The sequence below is a fragment of the Pseudodesulfovibrio hydrargyri genome (assembly GCF_001874525.1).
Classification (GTDB): domain Bacteria; phylum Desulfobacterota; class Desulfovibrionia; order Desulfovibrionales; family Desulfovibrionaceae; genus Pseudodesulfovibrio; species Pseudodesulfovibrio hydrargyri.
Window position 1 is genome coordinate 2,491,740 of sequence record NZ_LKAQ01000004.1, and the last position, 17,305, is coordinate 2,509,044.

Consider the following 17,305-nt stretch of genomic DNA (forward strand, 5'->3'; position numbering starts at 1 on the left):
GGTCAGGGCAGGAAGACCAGCTCCGGGGCCTCGTCGATGATCCCGGTCTCCACCAGGCTCTTGTAGAAGGCCCGCATTCCCTCCTGCTCCTCGGGCCCGAGGTCGTAGACCAGGCCGTCGAAGTAGGAGCACATCTCGTCATAGTTCAGGCAGCTCTCCTCGGAGGCCATGACGCAGACGTCGCCGATGTTATCCGTGCCCCAGTTCTTACCCGCGAGCAGCAGCCGGGCCGCCTCTTCCACCTTTTCCCGATTTTGCCGCCAGCTTTCCCGGCTGGCGATCCAGACGCCGAAGATGAACGGCAGGCCGGTCAATTCGCGCCAGGCCTCGCCCAGATCGATGCGGTGGGGGTAGTCCGGGTGGTAGCGCAGGTTCAGGGCCTCGTCGCCGATGCACAGGATGGCCTGGGGGCGCTCCCCGGTTCCGAGGACATCGGTGGCGCTGCCGGTGGTGAACACGGTTTTGATATTCCACAGCTTGGCCTGGAGCACGCGGAGCAGGGCGGCGGAGGTGTGGGTCTGGGCGCTGACCAGGATGGTCCTGCCGTCCAGTTCCTCCACTGGCCGACGGCTGAGGAGCAGCACCGACTGCACCGGCCCCCGGCTGCCGATGGCGATGTCCGGGATGAGGTAGTACTTGTCCGCGTGGCGGGCATACTCCACGCTGGAGCAGGAGGACACGTCGAGCTTGTCCGCGTCCATGAGCTTGTTGAGCTCCGCGGGCGGGCCCGAGGTGACCTCGCAGTCCATGGGCAGGATGCCTGTCTCCAGGGGATGGTAAATGGGCAGGACGTTGAGATAACCAATTCTTCCGAGGCGGACGGACATTACTTGGCCTCCATCAGCGTGTAGTCCATGGTGCGCTGGCGGGGCGTGAATCCGGCCCCTTGGACTAGGCGCCGGATTTCCTCGCGGGACAGGCGGAAGGCCACGCCCGCGGCCTTGACCACGTTCTCTTCGATCATGGTCGAGCCGAAGTCGTTGCCGCCGAAATAGAGGGCCAGCTGGGCGATCTTGGGTCCCATGGTCACCCAGGAGACCTGGATGTTGTCCACGTTGTCCAGGACGATGCGGGACACGGCCAGGGTGCGAAGGTACTCCACGCTGGTCAGCTTGCGGCAGTGGGGCAGGGCCGTGTGGTCGGGCTGGAAGGTCCAGGGAATGAAGGCGGTGAACCCGCCGGTGCGGTCCTGGACCTCGCGCACGCGGAAGAGGTGCTCCAGCCGCTGGGCCGGGGTCTCCAGGTGGCCGAACATCATGGTCGCGGTGGTGCGCAGCCCCTGCCTGTGGGCCTCCTCCATAACGCCGAGCCACTGGTCGGACGGACATTTGTTCGGGGCCACCCGGGAGCGGACCTCGTCCACCAGGATCTCGGCCCCGCCGCCGGGGATGGAGTCCAGCCCGGCTTCGCGCAGCCGTCGGACCACTTCGGCCACGGGGATGCCTTCCTTCTCGCTCCAGAAGACCACCTCGGGCGGGGAAAAGGCGTGGATGTGCACCGGATGGTTTTGCTTGATCCAGCGGAGCATGTCCTCGTACCAGGTCAGGGGCAGTTCCGGATGGTGCCCGCCCTGCATGAGAATCTGGGTGCCGCCGAGCGCCTTGGTCTCGTCGATCTTGCGTCCGATCTCCTCGAAGGAGAGCACGTAGGCGTCCTGGGCGCCGGGCTCGCGGAAGAACGCGCAGAACTTGCAGCAGCAGACGCAGACGTTGGAATAGTTGATGTTTCGGTCCACCACATAGGTGACAAGCGGTTCTGGGTGCTTGCGCAGCCGCACCCGGTGGGCCAGCCAGCCAAGGTCGTAAAAATCGGCCTCGGTATAGAGCAGCTCGGCCTCGTCGAACCCGATACGCTCCCCGCCCAACACCTTATCAAAAATCTTCTCAAGCTCACTCATAACTCTCTCTCTTGCTCAATCTTCCCGCTACCCACCCCGCGAAGCGGCTCCAAAGAGTTTAGGAGGGAAAGGGGGATGGGGGCTCGGGGGAAGGGGGAAAGGGAAGCCCTTTTCAAAGGGTTCCCTTTCCCCCCTTCCCCCGGTCGCCGGAGGCGTCTTTAAATCGCGTTGAAAAAGCCGTCGCGCTCCACCGGGGTGCAGCCGCAGCCCCGGATCATGTCTTCGAGTTCGGACCTGGACAGCCCCTGTTCCGAGGTGGCCCCGGCCTCGTGGCCGATCTTTTCCTCGACGACCGTGCCGTCGAAGTCGTCGGCCCCGAACTTGAGGGCGGCCTGGGCCTGCTTGACCCCAAGCATGACCCAGTAGGCCTTGATGTGCGGGATGTTGTCGAGCATCAGGCGGCAGACCGCGATGGTTTTGAGTTCCTCCAGCCCGGTCAGGGGATTGTCTATGGTCAGCTTGCTGTTCTCGGTCAGGAAGGGCAGGGGGATGAAACAGGTGTACCCGTGGCTGCGGTCCTGGGATTCGCGCAGCCGGACGAGATGGTCCACGCGCTCCTCGATGGTCTCGATGTGACCGAAGAGCATGGTCCCGTTGGTCTTGAGCCCGAGGCCGTGGGCCTGTTCGTGGATGGCCAGCCATTCGTCGGCCGTGGCCTTGCGCGGACAGAGCCGCTCGCGGACCCTTTCGGCGAAAATCTCGGCTCCGCCGCCGGGCATCATGCCGAGTCCGGCCGCCTTGAGCCGGGTCAGGACCTCATGGGTGGAAATGTTTTCGAGACGGGCGAAATGGGCGATCTCCACGGCGGTGAAGCATTTCAGGACCGCGTCCGGGTAGTGTTTGTGTACGGTGGACAGGATGTCCTCGAAATAGTCCAGGCCGAGCTTGGGATGGCAGCCGCCCACGATGTGGACCTCGCGCGGCGGCAGCGGCGCGGCCTCGAGCTTGGCCAGGACATCCTCGCGGGTGAGCACGAAGCCGCCGCTCTGTCCTTCCTCGCGCTGGTAGGCGCAGAACTCGCAGCCGTTGACGCAGACGTTGGTGTAGTTGACGTGGCGGTTGACCACGTAGAACGTCCTGTCGCCGTGCAGGCGGGTGCGCACGCGATGGGCCAGCGCGCCTACGGCCAGCGGCTCGGGACAGTGGAACAGGCGCACGCCGTCCTCGAAGGAGAGGCGCTCGCCCGCCTCGACCTTGTCGCGGATGTCGGCCAGGTCCATGTTGTGGAAATAGTCGCTTTTGAACAGAGTCATTGCTTACTCCTGGGTGGAAATGTCGGCCAGGCCGTGGCGCAGGAAGGTGGCCAGGGACCGGGCCCGGTCCGGCAGGGTGGCGGCGGGCGCGAGCCCGTTGTCCAGCGTGGGCACGGCGTAGCCCTGGAGGAAGCGGTCCATGACCGCGTGCAGGGTGAATACGGCCATTTCCACGTCCAGATCGGCGGGCAGTTGTCCGTCCCGGACGCCGCCCTCGATGAGCTGCCGGAGGTATTTGGCGTGCGCGCCCCGGATCTCGCCGAGAAAGCGCTCGCGCAGGGGAAAATTTTCGTTGAAGAGCATCTTCAGATAGATGCGGTAGAGGTTCGGGTGTCCGTCCACGAACCGGGCTCCGGCCAGGAAACTCTGCTCGATGCGTTCGAAGAAGCCGAGGCCGGGGGTGTCGCGGATGGCCTTGAGCGGCTTCTTGAAATCGCTCACCGCGCGGCTGAAGAGATGCTCGAACAGCCCCTGCTTGTTGCCGAAATACTTGAACAGCGAACCCTTGGCGATGCCCAGGCGGTCCACGATGCGGTTGACCGACGCCTGGTGGTAGCCGTGCTCGGCGAACTCCACGGTGGCCTCGTCCAGGACGCGCTGCCGTTTCTCCTCGGGCAGGTTCTCAAAGGTGTTTTTCGTCAATTGTGCCGCTCCCGCACTTGCGCTTTCCCGATCGTTCCATTAGTGGTGACCAGGTGGTCACCATGAGTACAAGGGCACGACGGCAGTGTCAAGCGTGGTGGTGAAATCTTGTTAAAACAAAGAGTTGTAATGAAAAATAAACTATCTTTGGGCTATTCCCCCTGCCCCAACGATACCTTCATCTTTCACGCCCTGACCATGGGGCTGGTTCCGTGGGCGGGCGGGCTCGACGTGACCCTGGCCGACGTGGAGGAGCTCAACGGGCTGGCCGCCCGGGGCGCGCTGGACGTGGTCAAGGTGTCCACGGCGGCGGCCGCCGGGATCTTGGACGAGTATGTGCTGCTGCGCGCTGGCGGGGCCATGGGATATGGAGCCGGGCCGGTGCTGGTGGCCGGGGAGGGGCGGACGCTCCAGTCCCTGGACGGCGGCAGGGTGGCCATTCCGGGCGAGCGGACCACGGCCAACCTGATTTTCGGATTGTGCTGCCGGGAGGCCGGGATTTCGGTCAGGCGCATGCCCATGGTCTTTGACGAGGTCATGCCCGCCGTGGAGGCGGGGATCGTGGACGCGGGCGTGGTCATCCACGAAGGGCGGTTCACCTTCGGCGAGCGCGGCCTGATCCGGGTGCTGGACCTGGGGGCGTGGTGGGAGGCGCATACCGGCCTGCCCATCCCGCTGGGGGCCATCGCCATCAAGCGGTCACTGGGGGAGGACACGGCCCGGCGCATGAACGAGGCTATCCGCCAGAGCCTGCTGTTCGCCCGCAACGAGCCCGAGGCCGGACGCGACTATATCCGCGGGCACGCCCAGGAACTGAGCGAAGCCGTGGTCCAGACCCACATCGAGACGTTCGTCACGGACTACAGCCTGGACGCGGGCGAGGCCGGGGTGCGGGCGGTTTCTCGCCTGCTGGCCGAGGCGGGTTGCACCCGCAAGGATATCTTCATCACCCTTTAGGTTGCGGGGACGGGCTTTTTGGCCTTGGTGTCCTGGCTGACGTATACGCCGACGATGACCAGGCCAGAGGCCGCGTACTGCATCCAGTTGAGCCGTTCGCCCAGCAGGACCAGTCCCATGACCAGGGTGATGACCGGGATGAGGTTGATGAACGACGAGGCTTGGCCCGCCGGGATCTTGGACATGCCGTAGTTGTACATGCCGTACGCCCCGATGGTCACGAACACGCCCAGGTACAGGACGCTGGTCACCCCAACGGGGTCGAAGGACGAGGGAAGCTGCGTGGACGGCAAAAAGAGCAGCGGGAAATAGAACAGGGAGCCCGTGAAGGCCTGGATCATGGTCAAGAACCACGGGTTGTAGCGGGGGCTGAGCTTCTTGAAGGCGATCATGTACCCGCAGGCGCAGACCATGGCCATGAATTCGAGGAAGTTGCCGAACACCGGGTTGGACGCCGTTTCCGTGGCTTCGGCAACGCTGGACAGGACCACGGCCCCGGCGATGGCCAGGCCGAACCCGGTCACCGTGCGCCGGGTCAGGGGTTCGTTCAGGGTCAGGCGCGCGGCCACGGCCACCATGAGCGGCAGCAGGGCGCAGATCATCCCGGCCTGGGACGCGTCGGTGTAGGTCAGGGCCATGGCCTCGAAGATGAAATAGAAGCCGGGCTCGCAGATGCCCATGAAGGCGAGCAGCTTCCAGTCGCCGGGGTGGTAGTCGATCCGCCTCAGGCTCCTGAAGACCAGCAGGAAACAGACCGAGGCCACGAACATGCGGCCGAAGATGACCACCATGGGATCGAACCGCTGAAAGGCGATCTTGAGCACGATGAACGAACTGGCCCAAAGCAGGACCGCCGCCCCGAGCGCCAGCAGCGCCCTCGATTTCCCTTCAGCGATGACCATGTGCAACCTCCCGAGGATGTGATCGAACCGTCTACCATTGTTCACCCGTGAAGGGAATGGGGTTCCCCATCACTTATTCGGATGGCGAGGATAGGAAGCTCTCAAGGGCCCGAAACGCGAAAAGGGCCCCGCTTGCGCAGGACCCTTTCCACGGTGTTCTATGAAATATCCCCTAGTGGGGGCAGACGGCGAGGACGTTAACCGGCTTGAAGCCGTTGTCCGGGTTCTCGGCGTAGCGGCAGCCCAGATGGGAATCGTCGCGCTTGTGCATGATGTCGGTCTCGGAGCCGAGATAGTGCGGACAATTGTTGTTGTTGCAGATGAGGATGACTCCCCAACCGGTCTCGGGCGGCGCCAGCCATGCGTCCAGCCTTTTGCCGCAATGCGGACAGTCCCTGTCGGGCAACTCCGTGACGATGCCGGCGTATTCGTGAGTAACCATCTCTATCATCTCCTTATGTGCGGCGGATCGGGCCGTCATTGATTCAATACAGACAAGATAATCCCCCAACCCCGCCCGTCAAGTCCGGTCAGGTGTTTTTTTGCCTCCGGCGGCCAGGGGGAAGGGGGAAAGGGAAGCCCTTTTCAAAGGGTTCCCTTTCCCCCTTCCCCCGGCCGCCGGAGGCGCCTACTCCCCCTCGATGTCGCGGAGGAGGCGGAAGAGGGCGCGGGTGTCTTTGGGGGGCGCGTCGTTGGCCTTTTCGCGGCGCGCGCCGAGGGTCAGCTGGCGCAGGCGCTGGCCTTGTTCGGAGTGGCTGTCGAACAGTTCCTGGAGCAGGTCGTCGTCGCCGTCCACCAGGCGGTCGCGCAGGTCTTCGATGCGTTGGAAGGCCTTGGTTTTGACCGTGTGGCCGCGTTGGGCGGCCTCGACCAGTTCGCTGACGTGGGTGGTGTCGAAGGTGCGCATGAGCTTGCCCACGTACTGCATGTGGCGGCGTCTGGCCTCGTGCTTGGTAATGGTCTTTATGAGCAGCAGGGCCTTTTCCACGTCCGGGGGCAGGCCCGCTTCCCTGACCACCTTGTCGCCCAGCGCGGCCAGGTCGGCCCCGAGCTGTTGCAGGGCGGTCATGTCGCGCTTGAGTTGGGAGCGGCTCGGGCGGTCTTCGATCTCGTCGAAGTCGGAAGGGAGGTAGGTCGGTTTCTTTTTTGCCATCAGTCTTTGAGCGGCGCGGCGGCCAGGTCGGTTTCAAGGGCGGCGTAGATGCGCTCCACGCCTTGGGTCATGGCCTTGACCAGGGTCCGGGGATCGGCGTCGGCCAGGGGCACGCGTTCGGCGTAGGAAGCGGAGAAGACGATGGCGTTGTCCGCGGTGGATTCGTCCACCACGAAGAACTGCATCTCGACCACGGCGGCGGGCCGGTCGCCGGAATAGTCGCCGTACAGGGCGTTGACCGTGCCTTCCAGGGTCAGGGTCGGCACGACCATGCTGCCCGGCTCGATGATGTGGCTGAACAGGCCGGATTCGCCCAGCCAGCGGCGCAGTTCAGTGGTCAGCATGCTGCCGGGGTTGACGAAGAACATGTTGTAGAAGTCGGATTCCACGCTTCCCTCCGCGCCCCGGTAGACCAGTTCGCGGGTGTTGTAGAGGTCCGAAACGGACAGCCGTCGGGCCATGAGGACGATGCCCCTGGGCGCGTCGGCCTTTTGGGCGGTGCGCGCCGGGGATATCTGGTAGTAGTGCTTTTCCAGGGGCTTGCCGCCCAGCTTGACGCAGGCCGAGGCGGCCAGGGCCGTGACCAGGAGGGCGATGGGGATGAGGTGTCGTTTCATGGCGGTCACCGCTTAATTGCCTTCGGGATGGGGTTTGTTCGGCGGGGTGCCGAAGATCACGCCGGACGGGTACCGCTTGGCGTCGTCCGTGAGTTCCTTGACGTTCTCCATGACCTCCCTGGTGTCCTCGATGATGGACCGGACGTTGGCCTCCTGCGAGGCGGCCACGCCGTTGAGGCGGTTGACCAGGGTATGGACCTTGGTCACGGCGTTGGCCAGGTCGGCCGAGGCCTTGGAGACGTTTTCCAGGGTCGGGGCGATCTCGGCCATGGCCTTGTCCATGCGCGGGTCGGTCAGGGTCTTGCTCAGGACCTGGGAGGCCTGCTTGAAGCTGGCGATGGCCGCCCGGGCCTCTGCCGCCGCATTGATGATGTTGTCGGCGGATTCCCCGGTGATGCGGTCGACGTTGGTCAGGATGGAGGCCGTTTTCGGGATGATGGTTCCGGCGGCCGGGTCGGCGAGCAGCTTGTCGGTCCGGGACAGGATGCTCCGGGTGGACTGGAGGATGTCGAGCACGCGGTTGCCCGCCTCCTTGCCGCCCTCGGTCTTCATGAATTGGTCGATGGTTCCGACGATGGACTTGACGTCCTTGATGATCGATTCGAGGTCTTCCTGCTTCAGGCTGCTCAGGGTCTTGCTGATGGTGGTCACGGCCTCCTCGACCCGGCTCAGGGTGGAGGGCACGGACGGGATGTACGCATACTCCGGGGTCCAGTCGATGGGCAGGGGCGGGTTGCTCTCGGGGTCCTGATAGACCGTGTTCAGGAAGAGCTGGCCGGTCAGCCCCAGGGAGGTGGGCCGGATGCGCATGCCGCGCTCGGCGTCGCGGGCCACGTATTTGACGAAGTCCTCCTCGGTCAGGTTCTCAAACAGGTCCGGGTTGATTTCGCAGCGGACGTATACGTAGCGCGCCTCGTTCGAGGTGGCATCGGGATAGATGTTGGACACGAAATTGATTTCGGCCACCCGGCCCACCTGGACGCCGCGCAGCTTGACCGGGGAGCCCACGGACAGTCCGTTGACCGACTCGTCGAAGTAGGTTTCCAGGGGGTAGGTCGTCTGGAAGAAGCGCCCGGCCCCGAGGATGATGACCACGGCCAGGAGCATGCCGGTGCCGAGGATGATGTACACGCCCAGCTTGAAGTAGTCTTTTTTGCGTACCATTGCCTATCCTTGAGCTGCCGGTTGTCCGTCCGGTTCACGGCCGGGGGCGTCCGTGTCGGGCTGCCGGAGAAAGAAGCGCCGGACGGACGGGTTGTCCGAGGTGTCGCGCAGCTCGCGCGGGTCGCCCTCGGCCACGATGGATTTGACTTCCTTGTCGAGCATGATAACCCGATCCGCTATTTTGTAAATGCTTTCCAGTTCATGGGTGACGATGACGAAGGTGATGCCCAGGTTTTTGGACAGGTCCAGGATCAGCTCGTCCAGGACCGCGCTGGAGATGGGGTCCAGACCCGCGCCCGGCTCGTCCAGGAAAAGAATGCCGGGGTCCAGGGCCATGGCCCGGGCGATGGCCGCCCGCTTCTTCATGCCGCCGGACAGGGCGGCGGGCATCTTGAAGGCCGCGTTCTCCATGTCGACCATGGCCAGCTTGGACTTGGCGATGAGCTCTATGGCGTCCGGGGGCAGATCGGTGAACTCCTCAAGCGGGAGCATGACGTTCTGGAGCACGGACATGGAGCCGAAGAGCGCGCCCATCTGGTACATGACCCCGAACTTGCGGATGATCGCCTGGCGCGCGTCGCCCGAGGCCGAGGTCAGCTCCTCGTCGCCGTAATAGACCTGCCCGGCCATGGGCTCGACCAGGCCGATCATGTTCTTGAGCAGGGTGGATTTGCCGCAGCCCGAGCCGCCGAGGATGATGAAGACCTCGCCGTGGTGGACGTCGAAGGTGACGTCGTCCACGATGACGGTGCCGTCGTAGCCGCAGGTCAGGTTGCGCACGCTGATGACCGCTGTGTTTTCCATGCCCGCCGCCTAGAAGTCCAGGTAGTAGAACGCCACGGCGAAGATGCCGTCGGCGAACGCGATGAGGATGATTCCCGAGACCACGGCGCTGGTGGTGGACAGCCCCACCGCGCTGGCCCCGGACCGGGTCTGCATGCCGCGCAGGCAGCCCACGCCCGCCACCAGGAAGCTGAAAACCAGCCCCTTGGACATGCCGCCCCAGAAGTCGGACATGCCGACGTAGGAGAAGACGCGGGATGTGAAGGTCACCAGCGGGTAGCCCATGGAGAGCATGACCAGGGCGCCGCCCACCAGGCTGGCCAGGTTGAAGAACATGGTCATCAGCGGGACCATGAGCATGGTCGCCAGCAGCTTGGGGACCACCAGAAAACGCATGGGCGAGAGCCCCATGGTGGTCAGGGCGTCCAGCTCCTCGTTGATTTTCATGGTCCCGATCTCGGCGGCGAAGGCCGAGCCGGACCGGGCGGCCAGGAGGATGGAGGTGACCAGCGGGCCCATCTCGCGGAACATGACCAGGCCGAGCATGTTGGGCACGAATATCTCGCCGCCGAACCGCTGCAGGCTGATGGCCGACTGGAAGGACATGATCAGCCCCATGAGAAAGCCGATGAGCGCGATAATGAACGTGGACTCCACGCCCACGTTGACGCAGGCCAGGACGACGTCCTTCCAGCGCACCTTGTTTGGCCGGAGCACGACCTGGGCGAGCAGGGAGACGGATTCGCCCACAAAGGCGACCATCTCGCGGATGCCGCGCCAGATCTCGCCGCTACAGGCCTCCAGCGACTCGGCCAGGCTGCGCCGTTCCAACTCGGCGGACTGCGGCTTGGGCAACACGTTGTCCCAGGTCAGGGACACCATGCGGCGGTCCTCTTCGCGCAGGTTGTCCAGGGCTATTGCGGCGTCCCGCTCCGCGCACAACTCCTTGAGTTTGAGCAGCAGAGCCACGCCCGCGCCGTCCATATAGGTCACGCCCCCGCAGTCGGCGGTCAGCCGGGCGAAGGAGGCCGAGGACGCGCCCTTGACGGTCTCGTCCCAGACCGAGGCCGCGCCCGCCGCGTCCAGGCGGCCGGACAGGGCCACGACCAGGCCGTCGGCCCGGCTTGAAACCGTGACCCTCGCGTCGGTCCGGCTGCGGTTATCGTTGGTGGCCATGCGGTGTTTTCCTTGCTTGATTCCGGAGTTGTACTCCGAAGATATCGAATTGTCAGATTATCCGAGGCGGCGGGAAAAGAAAAGTTGTATGTGGAAGGGGGTGTGCCAGGGGCGGCATGGCGCTTGACAGGGGGTGGAAAGAATATTATTCCTTTATTCCATGAATATCAGAAAAATTGACAAACTGGATTTGGAAATCCTGAACATCCTTCAGGAAGACGGAAAGGTTTCCAATGCCGAAATAGCCCGGAAGGTCGGCAAGGCTCCTTCGGCCGTGCTCGAGCGCGTGCGCAAGCTGAAGAAGAGCGGTATCATCAAGGGCTATGAATGTATTGTCAACCATAAAACCCTGGGGCGCGGGCTGACCGCGTTCACTTCCATCCGGGTGGAAGAGGGAGTGGGCGCCACCGAGGTCGGCCAGAAGCTGGCCGAATTCCCCGAGGTTCTGGAAGTTCATTACACGGCGGGACGGGATTCGTATCTGGTCAAGGTCCGGGTGGAAGACACCGAGGCCTTGCAGGCGACACTGGCGAAGTTCGGCACCATTGGCCCGGTCAGGGACACCAATTCGACCATTGTCCTGACCACGGTCAAGGAGTCACGGGTCATACCGCTACCCCACGAAAAAGACTAGAACACAAGGAGTCAACAATGTCCGCTACACCGACCTCCCTGGACCCGAGAATCATCGCTCGGGGCAGGGAGTTTTTTTCGTCCATTTCCGGCGAATCTCCTTCGGTTTTCAACAAAGGCTGGTGGACCGGAAAGGTCATGGATTGGGCCATGAAAAACGAGGATTTCAAGGTCCAGATGTTCCGATTCGTTGACGTTCTTCCGTACCTGAGCACCTCGGAATCCCTTTCCCGCCATATCGAAGAATATTTTGCCGGCGAGGATTCCAACATCCCGGACGTGCTCAAGTGGGGGGCCACCAAGACCAAGTTCGGCGGCGGCCTGGTGGCCAAGGTCCTGCACAAGACCATCCGCTCCAACATCGAGTCCATGGCCCGCCAGTTCATCATCGGCCAGGAGGCCAGGGAGGCGGTCAAGGGCATCAAGAAGCTGCGCAAGGACGGATTCGCCTTTGTCCTCGACCTGCTCGGCGAGGCCACCGTGTCCGAAGAGGAGTCCGCCGCCTACCGCGACGGCTACCTGGAGGTCCTGGACGCCATACATAAGGAATTGGACAAATGGACGCCGCTGGACGGCGGTGAGGGCGACCTGGACTGGGGCAACGCCCCCAAGGTCAACGTGGCGGTCAAGCCCTCGGCCTTCTACTCGCAGTCCAAGCCCGTGGATCCGGAAGGCACCGTGGACGGCATGGTCCACAGCATCGAGCCGGTCTACAGGAAGGTTATGGAGATGGGCGGATTCATGTGCATCGACATGGAGCAGCTCAAATACAAGGAGGCCACGGTGGAGCTGTACAAGCGGCTGCGCCTCAAGTACCCGGACTACCCGCACCTGGGCATCGTCTTCCAGGCCTATCTCAAGACCGTGGACGAGGACGTCCGCCTGCTCATCGACTGGGCGCGCGAGGTGAACCTTCCCATTTCCATCCGGCTGGTCAAAGGCGCCTACTGGGACTACGAGACCGTGCTGGCCAAGCAGAACGACTGGCCCGTGCCCGTCTGGACCCACAAGCCCGAGTCCGACATGGCCCATGAGCGCGTCGCCCGCTACATCCTCGAAAACCACGACATCTGCCATTTCGCCTGTGCCTCGCACAACATCCGGACCATCTCGGCGGTCATGGAGAACGCGGCCGAGCTGAACGTGCCCGAGGACCGCTACGAGTTCCAGGTCCTCTACGGCATGGCCGAGCCCGTGCGCAAGGGCCTCAAAAACGTGGCCAAGCGCGTGCGCCTCTACTGCCCCTACGGCGACCTGCTGCCCGGGATGGCCTACCTGGTCCGCCGCCTGCTCGAGAACACGGCCAACGAGTCCTTCCTCAAGCAGACCTTCGCCGACGAGGCGGACATGGACCGGCTCCTGGAAAATCCCCAGGAGACCCTGCGCCGCCAGCTGGAGAACGCGTGCAGGACCGAGCCCGCGGAACGGGACGGGCTGCCCCGGTTCAGGAACTTCCCGCCCTCGGACTTCACCGTCCCGGCCGAACGCGAGGCATTCCCCGCGTCCATCGCCAGGCTGCGCGCCGCCATGGGCCAACAGGTCCCGCTTTACATCAACGGCCAGGACGTGGTCACCGACGACACCCTGGATTCCTACAACCCGGCCAACCCGGCCGAGGTCATCGGCTCCGTGTGCCAGGCGGGCGTGGCCGAGGTGGACGCCGCCGTGGAGGCCGCCCGCGAGGCGTATCTCTCCTGGCGCGACGTCCTCCCCGAGGAGCGGGCAGGTATCCTGCTCAAGGCCGCCGCGCATCTCAAGGCCAACATCCACGACATGGCCGCCCTGCAGGTCCTGGAAGTGGGCAAACAGTGGGATCAGGCCCAGGCCGACGTGGGCGAGGCCATCGACTTTCTCGAATACTACGCCCGCGAGATGATCCGCCTGGGCAAGCCCCGCCGCATGGGCCGGGCCCCGGGCGAGATGAGCCATCTCTTCTACCAGGGCAAGGGCGTGGCCGCGGTTATCGCCCCCTGGAACTTCCCCATGGCCATCTCCGTGGGTATGGTCTCCGCGGCCATCGTCTGCGGCAACCCCGTGGTCTACAAGCCCGCCGGGGCCTCCTCCTGCGTGGGCCGCGCCATCGTCGATATGTGGAAGGCTGCCGGGCTGCCCAACGGCGTGTTCAACTATTGCCCCGGACGCGGCTCGGTCATGGGCGACCACCTGGTGGACCACCCCGACGTGGCCGTCATCGCCTTCACCGGCTCCATGGAAGTGGGCCTGCGCATCCAGGAGCGCGCGGCCGTTGTCCAGCCCGGCCAGCAGCAGTGCAAGCGGGTCATCGCCGAGATGGGCGGCAAGAACGCGACCATCATCGACGATGACGCCGACCTCGACGAGGCCGTGCTCGGCGTGCTCTATTCCGCCTTTGGCTTCCAGGGCCAGAAGTGCTCGGCCTGCTCGCGGGTCATCGTCCTGGACGCCATCTACGACCGCTTCGTCGGCCGTCTGACCCGGGCCGCCAAGTCCATCAGGCTCGGCCCGTCCGAGAACCCGGCCAACTACATGGGCCCGGTGGTGGACAAGGGAGCCCAGGAAAACGTCCTGCGCTACGTCAGGATCGCCGAGGAGGAGGGCAGGGTGCTGGTCAAGCGCAACGTGTCCGACGACCTCAAGGCCACCGGGGGCTGCTACGTGCCCCTGACCATCGTGGAGAACATTACCAAGGAACACCGCATCGCCCAGGAAGAGGTCTTCGGGCCCGTGCTCGCGGTCATGCGCGCCAAGGACATGGACGAGGCCCTGGACATCGCCAACTCCACCCGGTTCGCCCTGACCGGAGCCGTCTACTCCCGTAGCCCCCACAACCTGGAGCGGGCCTCTCGGGAGTTCCGCGTGGGCAACCTGTACCTGAACAAGCACTCCGTGGGCGCCCTCGAACGCCACGCCTTCGGCGGATTCAAGATGTCCGGCGTGGGCTCCAAGTCCGGCGGCCCGGACTACCTGCTTCAGTTCATGGACCCGCGCATCGTCTGCGAAAACACCATGCGCCGAGGCTTCGCCCCCATCGAGGAGGACGACGACTGGCTGAGCTAGGCAGGCTGTCGCCGCAACAAAAAAAGTCCCGCCGGGTGAGCCCGGCGGGACTTTTTTTGTTGCCCCCCGGCCCCCCCCATCCCCTCATCCCTCCTAAACTTTTGGGGACCGCTTCGCGGGGCAGGGGACAAGAGAGGGGGGGCGAAAGAGGAAAAAGGGAGGAGCCGGGGCAACTTTTTTTTATTTTTTATTTGTTCGTCGAATTCGGGGTTTCGAGTTTTTAATCATTTAGGGAGTCTTGATTGTGAAACTGAGTGCATGCTCAGTTTTCCCGGTTTTTTTGACATTGTAGGATTTTACCAAGTACTAAGGAAAAAACTGAGTGAACACTCGGTTCGCTTGGGAAAAAAGGATCAAGGCATGAAGAAGAAGGAATCCATCCTCAAGGTCGCCACGTTCATGTTCGCGCACAAGGGGTTCGCGGACACGTCCGGGCAGGAACTTGCCCGCCTCACCGGGGTGGCCGAGGGGACGATTTTCTATCACTTCAAGACCAAAGAGGGGTTGTTGCTGGCGATCCTGGAAAAAACCAGGGACGAGATAGTGGACCAGTTCGAACGGTTCTTCGAGAACAGGCCGTTCAAGTCCGGTCTCGAGATGACGGAGGAGGTCATCTCGTTCTACCTCTATCTGGCAGGCCTGATGGAAGACAAGTTCCTTTTGCTGCACCGCCACTTTCTCTACCAGTTCTCCGAGTCCAACCCGGAGTTCAGGGGGAACCTCGAGGATATCTACAATTGCCTCGTGGACATCTTCGAGAAGGCCATCGTGACGGGGCTGGAGGACGGTTCCATCAGCCAGGAAATCCTTCCCAGGAAATCGGCGCTCATTCTGTTCACGATGGCTGATGGTCTGGTTCGGTTCAAAAACTACAACCTGTACGATGCGGGCGCGCTGTTCAACGAGTTGATGCGGGCGTGCCGCAGGATGCTGCAGGCGTAATGCAAGGAAGAGGCTGCATGCTTTCACGAATATTCCCCTTTATCGGCTGGTTCAAAGGGTACAACATGGCGGCGTTCCGCGCCGACGCCATTGCGGGGCTGACCGTTGCCCTGGTGCTCATTCCGCAATCCATGGCCTATGCGCAGCTGGCGGGCATGCCCGCCTACTACGGCCTGTACGCGTCCTTCCTGCCGCCCCTGGTGGCCGCCCTGTTCGGTTCGAGCCGCCAGCTGGCCACCGGCCCCGTGGCCGTGGTCTCGCTCATGACCTCGGCCTCCCTCGAACCCCTGGCCACGGCGGGCAGCGAAGGGTACATCGCCTACGCCATCCTGCTGGCCCTGATGGTCGGCATGTTCCAGTTCCTGCTCGGCGTGCTCAAGCTCGGCCTGGTGGTCAACTTCCTGTCCCACCCGGTGGTCAACGGCTTCACCAACGCCGCGGCGATCATCATCGCCTCGTCCCAGTTTTCCAAGATGTTCGGCGTCTACGTGGACGGTGCCGAGCACCACTACGAGACCATCATCCGCGTGGTCGAGAGCGCCGTTCACTACACCCACTGGCCCACGCTGGGCATGGGCGCACTGGCCTTCTGCATCATGGTCGGCCTCAAGCGCGTCAATCCCAAGATCCCCAACGTGCTGGTGGCCGTCGTCGTGACCACGGCCCTGTCCTGGGGCCTGGGCTTCAACCACGACACCAAGGCCTCGGTGGAGGCCATCCGCGTTCCGGCCGTGCACGAGGCCGTGGTCGGCTTCAACGCCACCGTGGACGCCATGGACGCCCTGGCCCTGGAGCGCACCGACCTGGGCAAGCGGTTGGAAGCGGCCAAGGAGAGCGGCGATCCGCTGGCGGTCCTGGATATCCAGCACGGCCAGAACGTCATCTCCGTGAAGATGACCGCCCTCAAGGAAAAGGCCCACGAACTGCGCACCGAACTTCGTGAGACCCTGCTTTCGGGCGTGGAGGAGTCCGGCGGCGGAATGCTTTTCTTCGCCCGGGGGGCCGTCCCGGACGGCATGGCCGACGACGGCCGGACCTGGCGCATCAAGGTCGGCAACACCAAGCTCGACGCCGCCTCCCTGAAGATGATGGGCGGCGGGGCCGTGGTCGGCGTCGTGCCCTCGGGCATCCCGTCCATCACCATGCCGTCGCTCGACCTCAAGGTCATGCTGCACCTGATCCCGTTCGCGGCGATCATCTCCCTGCTCGGTTTCATGGAGGCCATCTCCATCGCCAAGGCCATGGCCGCCAAGACCGGCCAGCGGCTGGACCCCAACCAGGAGCTCATCGGCCAGGGGCTGGCCAACATGATCGGCGCCTGCGGCAAGAGCTACCCGGCCTCGGGCTCGTTCTCGCGTTCGGCGGTCAACCTGCAGGCGGGCGCGGTCTCCGGCATGTCCAGCGTGTTCACCTCGCTCATGGTCGTCATCGCGCTGCTCTTCTTCACCCCGCTGCTCTACCACCTGCCCCAGGCCGTGCTGGCCGCGGTCATCATGATGGCCGTCATCGGGCTGATCAACGCCTCGGGCTTCATCCACGCCTGGAAGGCCCAGTGGTATGACGGGGCCATCTCCATCCTGTCCTTCGTCTGCACCCTGGCCTTCGCCCCGCATCTGGACAAGGGCATCATGGTCGGCGTGGTCCTGTCGCTGCTGGTCTTCCTGTACAAGTCCATGCGCCCGCGCGTGGCCAACCTGTCCCGCACCGAGGACGAGTCCCTGCGCGACGCCACGGCCTTCGGGCTCAAGGAGTGCCAGCACATCTCCCTGGTCCGCTTCGACGGCCCGCTCTTCTTCGCCAACGCCAGCTTCCTGGAGGATCAGATCACCGAGCGGCTGATGGGCAACGACAAGCTCAGGCACATCATCATCGTGGCCAACGGTATCAACGACATGGACGCATCGGGCGAGGAGGCCCTGTCGCTCATCGTCGACCGGGTCCGCTCCCGGGGGCTGGACATCTCCCTGTGCGGTGTGAACGAGGCGGTCATGGCCGTGCTCGAACGCACCCACCTGCTGGAGAAGATCGGCAAGGACCATGTCTACGCGACCATGGAGAGCGCCATCTGCGCCACGCACGAGAGTGCCCACCGCGACGGCGACGAAGATAGCTGTCCCCTCACCACCGTTTGCCGCCTGGCCTAAGGGCGA

At 63.9% G+C, this 17,305-nt stretch carries 16 protein-coding genes; 5 read left to right on the top strand and 11 right to left on the bottom strand.

Translation table 11 applies throughout. From position 1 onward, the window contains the following. Positions 1 to 2: 2 nt before the first annotated feature. From BerOc1_RS15915 to BerOc1_RS15930, 4 genes are all read right to left on the bottom strand, one after another. On the bottom strand, positions 3 to 827 hold the full coding sequence (locus BerOc1_RS15915; RefSeq protein WP_071546654.1) for a menaquinone biosynthetic enzyme MqnA/MqnD family protein: 825 nt from the start codon (positions 825 to 827) through the stop codon (positions 3 to 5). Next, positions 827 to 1,897 carry a cyclic dehypoxanthinyl futalosine synthase gene (gene mqnC, locus BerOc1_RS15920; protein ID WP_071546656.1) on the bottom strand — a complete coding sequence of 357 codons (1,071 nt, stop codon included), beginning with the start codon at positions 1,895 to 1,897 and terminating at the stop codon, positions 827 to 829. Before mqnC ends, BerOc1_RS15915 begins: the two co-directional genes overlap by 1 nt. Positions 1,898 to 2,055: 158 nt before the next feature. Further along, positions 2,056 to 3,150: an aminofutalosine synthase MqnE gene (mqnE, locus tag BerOc1_RS15925; protein ID WP_071546658.1), complete on the bottom strand. Its 1,095-nt coding sequence runs from the start codon at positions 3,148 to 3,150 to the stop codon at positions 2,056 to 2,058. A gap of 3 nt (positions 3,151 to 3,153) precedes the next feature. Beyond that, positions 3,154 to 3,792, bottom strand: coding sequence for a TetR/AcrR family transcriptional regulator (locus BerOc1_RS15930; RefSeq protein WP_071546660.1), 639 nt, complete (start codon positions 3,790 to 3,792; stop codon positions 3,154 to 3,156). Between the two features lie 129 nt (positions 3,793 to 3,921). Here BerOc1_RS15930 and BerOc1_RS15935 point away from each other — a divergent pair, with 129 nt between their 5' ends. Continuing rightward, positions 3,922 to 4,749, top strand: coding sequence for a 1,4-dihydroxy-6-naphtoate synthase (locus BerOc1_RS15935; protein ID WP_071546661.1), 828 nt, complete (start codon positions 3,922 to 3,924; stop codon positions 4,747 to 4,749). Here the strand turns inward: BerOc1_RS15935 and BerOc1_RS15940 are convergent. The 7 genes from BerOc1_RS15940 to BerOc1_RS15970 all read right to left on the bottom strand — a co-directional run bounded on the left by BerOc1_RS15940 (position 4,746) and on the right by BerOc1_RS15970 (position 10,544). Continuing rightward, positions 4,746 to 5,651: a DMT family transporter gene (locus BerOc1_RS15940; protein ID WP_071546663.1), complete on the bottom strand. Its 906-nt coding sequence runs from the start codon at positions 5,649 to 5,651 to the stop codon at positions 4,746 to 4,748. The genes BerOc1_RS15935 and BerOc1_RS15940 overlap by 4 nt on opposite strands. A gap of 172 nt (positions 5,652 to 5,823) precedes the next feature. Further along, positions 5,824 to 6,093: a hypothetical protein gene (locus tag BerOc1_RS15945; RefSeq protein WP_071546665.1), complete on the bottom strand. Its 270-nt coding sequence runs from the start codon at positions 6,091 to 6,093 to the stop codon at positions 5,824 to 5,826. A gap of 186 nt (positions 6,094 to 6,279) precedes the next feature. Continuing rightward, entirely contained in the window at positions 6,280 to 6,804 is a 525-nt protein-coding gene (gene yjgA / locus BerOc1_RS15950; protein ID WP_071546667.1) for a ribosome biogenesis factor YjgA, read from the bottom strand. After that, positions 6,804 to 7,421: an ABC-type transport auxiliary lipoprotein family protein gene (locus tag BerOc1_RS15955; protein WP_071547155.1), complete on the bottom strand. Its 618-nt coding sequence runs from the start codon at positions 7,419 to 7,421 to the stop codon at positions 6,804 to 6,806. Before BerOc1_RS15955 ends, yjgA begins: the two co-directional genes overlap by 1 nt. Before the next feature lie 12 nt (positions 7,422 to 7,433). Next, positions 7,434 to 8,585, bottom strand: coding sequence for an MlaD family protein (locus BerOc1_RS15960; RefSeq protein ID WP_071546669.1), 1,152 nt, complete (start codon positions 8,583 to 8,585; stop codon positions 7,434 to 7,436). Positions 8,586 to 8,588: 3 nt separating this feature from the next. Next, the gene (locus BerOc1_RS15965; protein ID WP_071546671.1) at positions 8,589 to 9,389 is read right to left on the bottom strand and encodes an ABC transporter ATP-binding protein; all 801 of its coding nucleotides are present in this window, start codon (positions 9,387 to 9,389) and stop codon (positions 8,589 to 8,591) included. 9 nt (positions 9,390 to 9,398) lie between these two features. Beyond that, positions 9,399 to 10,544 (bottom strand): ABC transporter permease, encoded by a 1,146-nt coding sequence (locus BerOc1_RS15970; protein ID WP_071546673.1) that lies wholly within the window; start codon positions 10,542 to 10,544, stop codon positions 9,399 to 9,401. Positions 10,545 to 10,704: 160 nt separating this feature from the next. On the opposite strand from BerOc1_RS15970, the gene BerOc1_RS15975 reads away from it, so the two are divergent. From BerOc1_RS15975 to BerOc1_RS15990, 4 genes are all read left to right on the top strand, one after another. Beyond that, positions 10,705 to 11,178, top strand: a complete 474-nt coding sequence (locus BerOc1_RS15975; RefSeq protein ID WP_071546675.1) for an Lrp/AsnC family transcriptional regulator — start codon at positions 10,705 to 10,707, stop codon at positions 11,176 to 11,178. A gap of 17 nt (positions 11,179 to 11,195) precedes the next feature. Then, positions 11,196 to 14,213 (top strand): proline dehydrogenase family protein, encoded by a 3,018-nt coding sequence (locus BerOc1_RS15980; RefSeq protein ID WP_071546677.1) that lies wholly within the window; start codon positions 11,196 to 11,198, stop codon positions 14,211 to 14,213. A gap of 360 nt (positions 14,214 to 14,573) precedes the next feature. Continuing rightward, on the top strand, positions 14,574 to 15,155 hold the full coding sequence (locus tag BerOc1_RS15985; RefSeq protein WP_071546679.1) for a TetR/AcrR family transcriptional regulator: 582 nt from the start codon (positions 14,574 to 14,576) through the stop codon (positions 15,153 to 15,155). 17 nt (positions 15,156 to 15,172) lie between these two features. Continuing rightward, complete coding sequence (locus BerOc1_RS15990) at positions 15,173 to 17,299, top strand: SulP family inorganic anion transporter (RefSeq protein ID WP_071546681.1); 2,127 nt, start codon at positions 15,173 to 15,175, stop codon at positions 17,297 to 17,299. Positions 17,300 to 17,305: the final 6 nt, after the last annotated feature.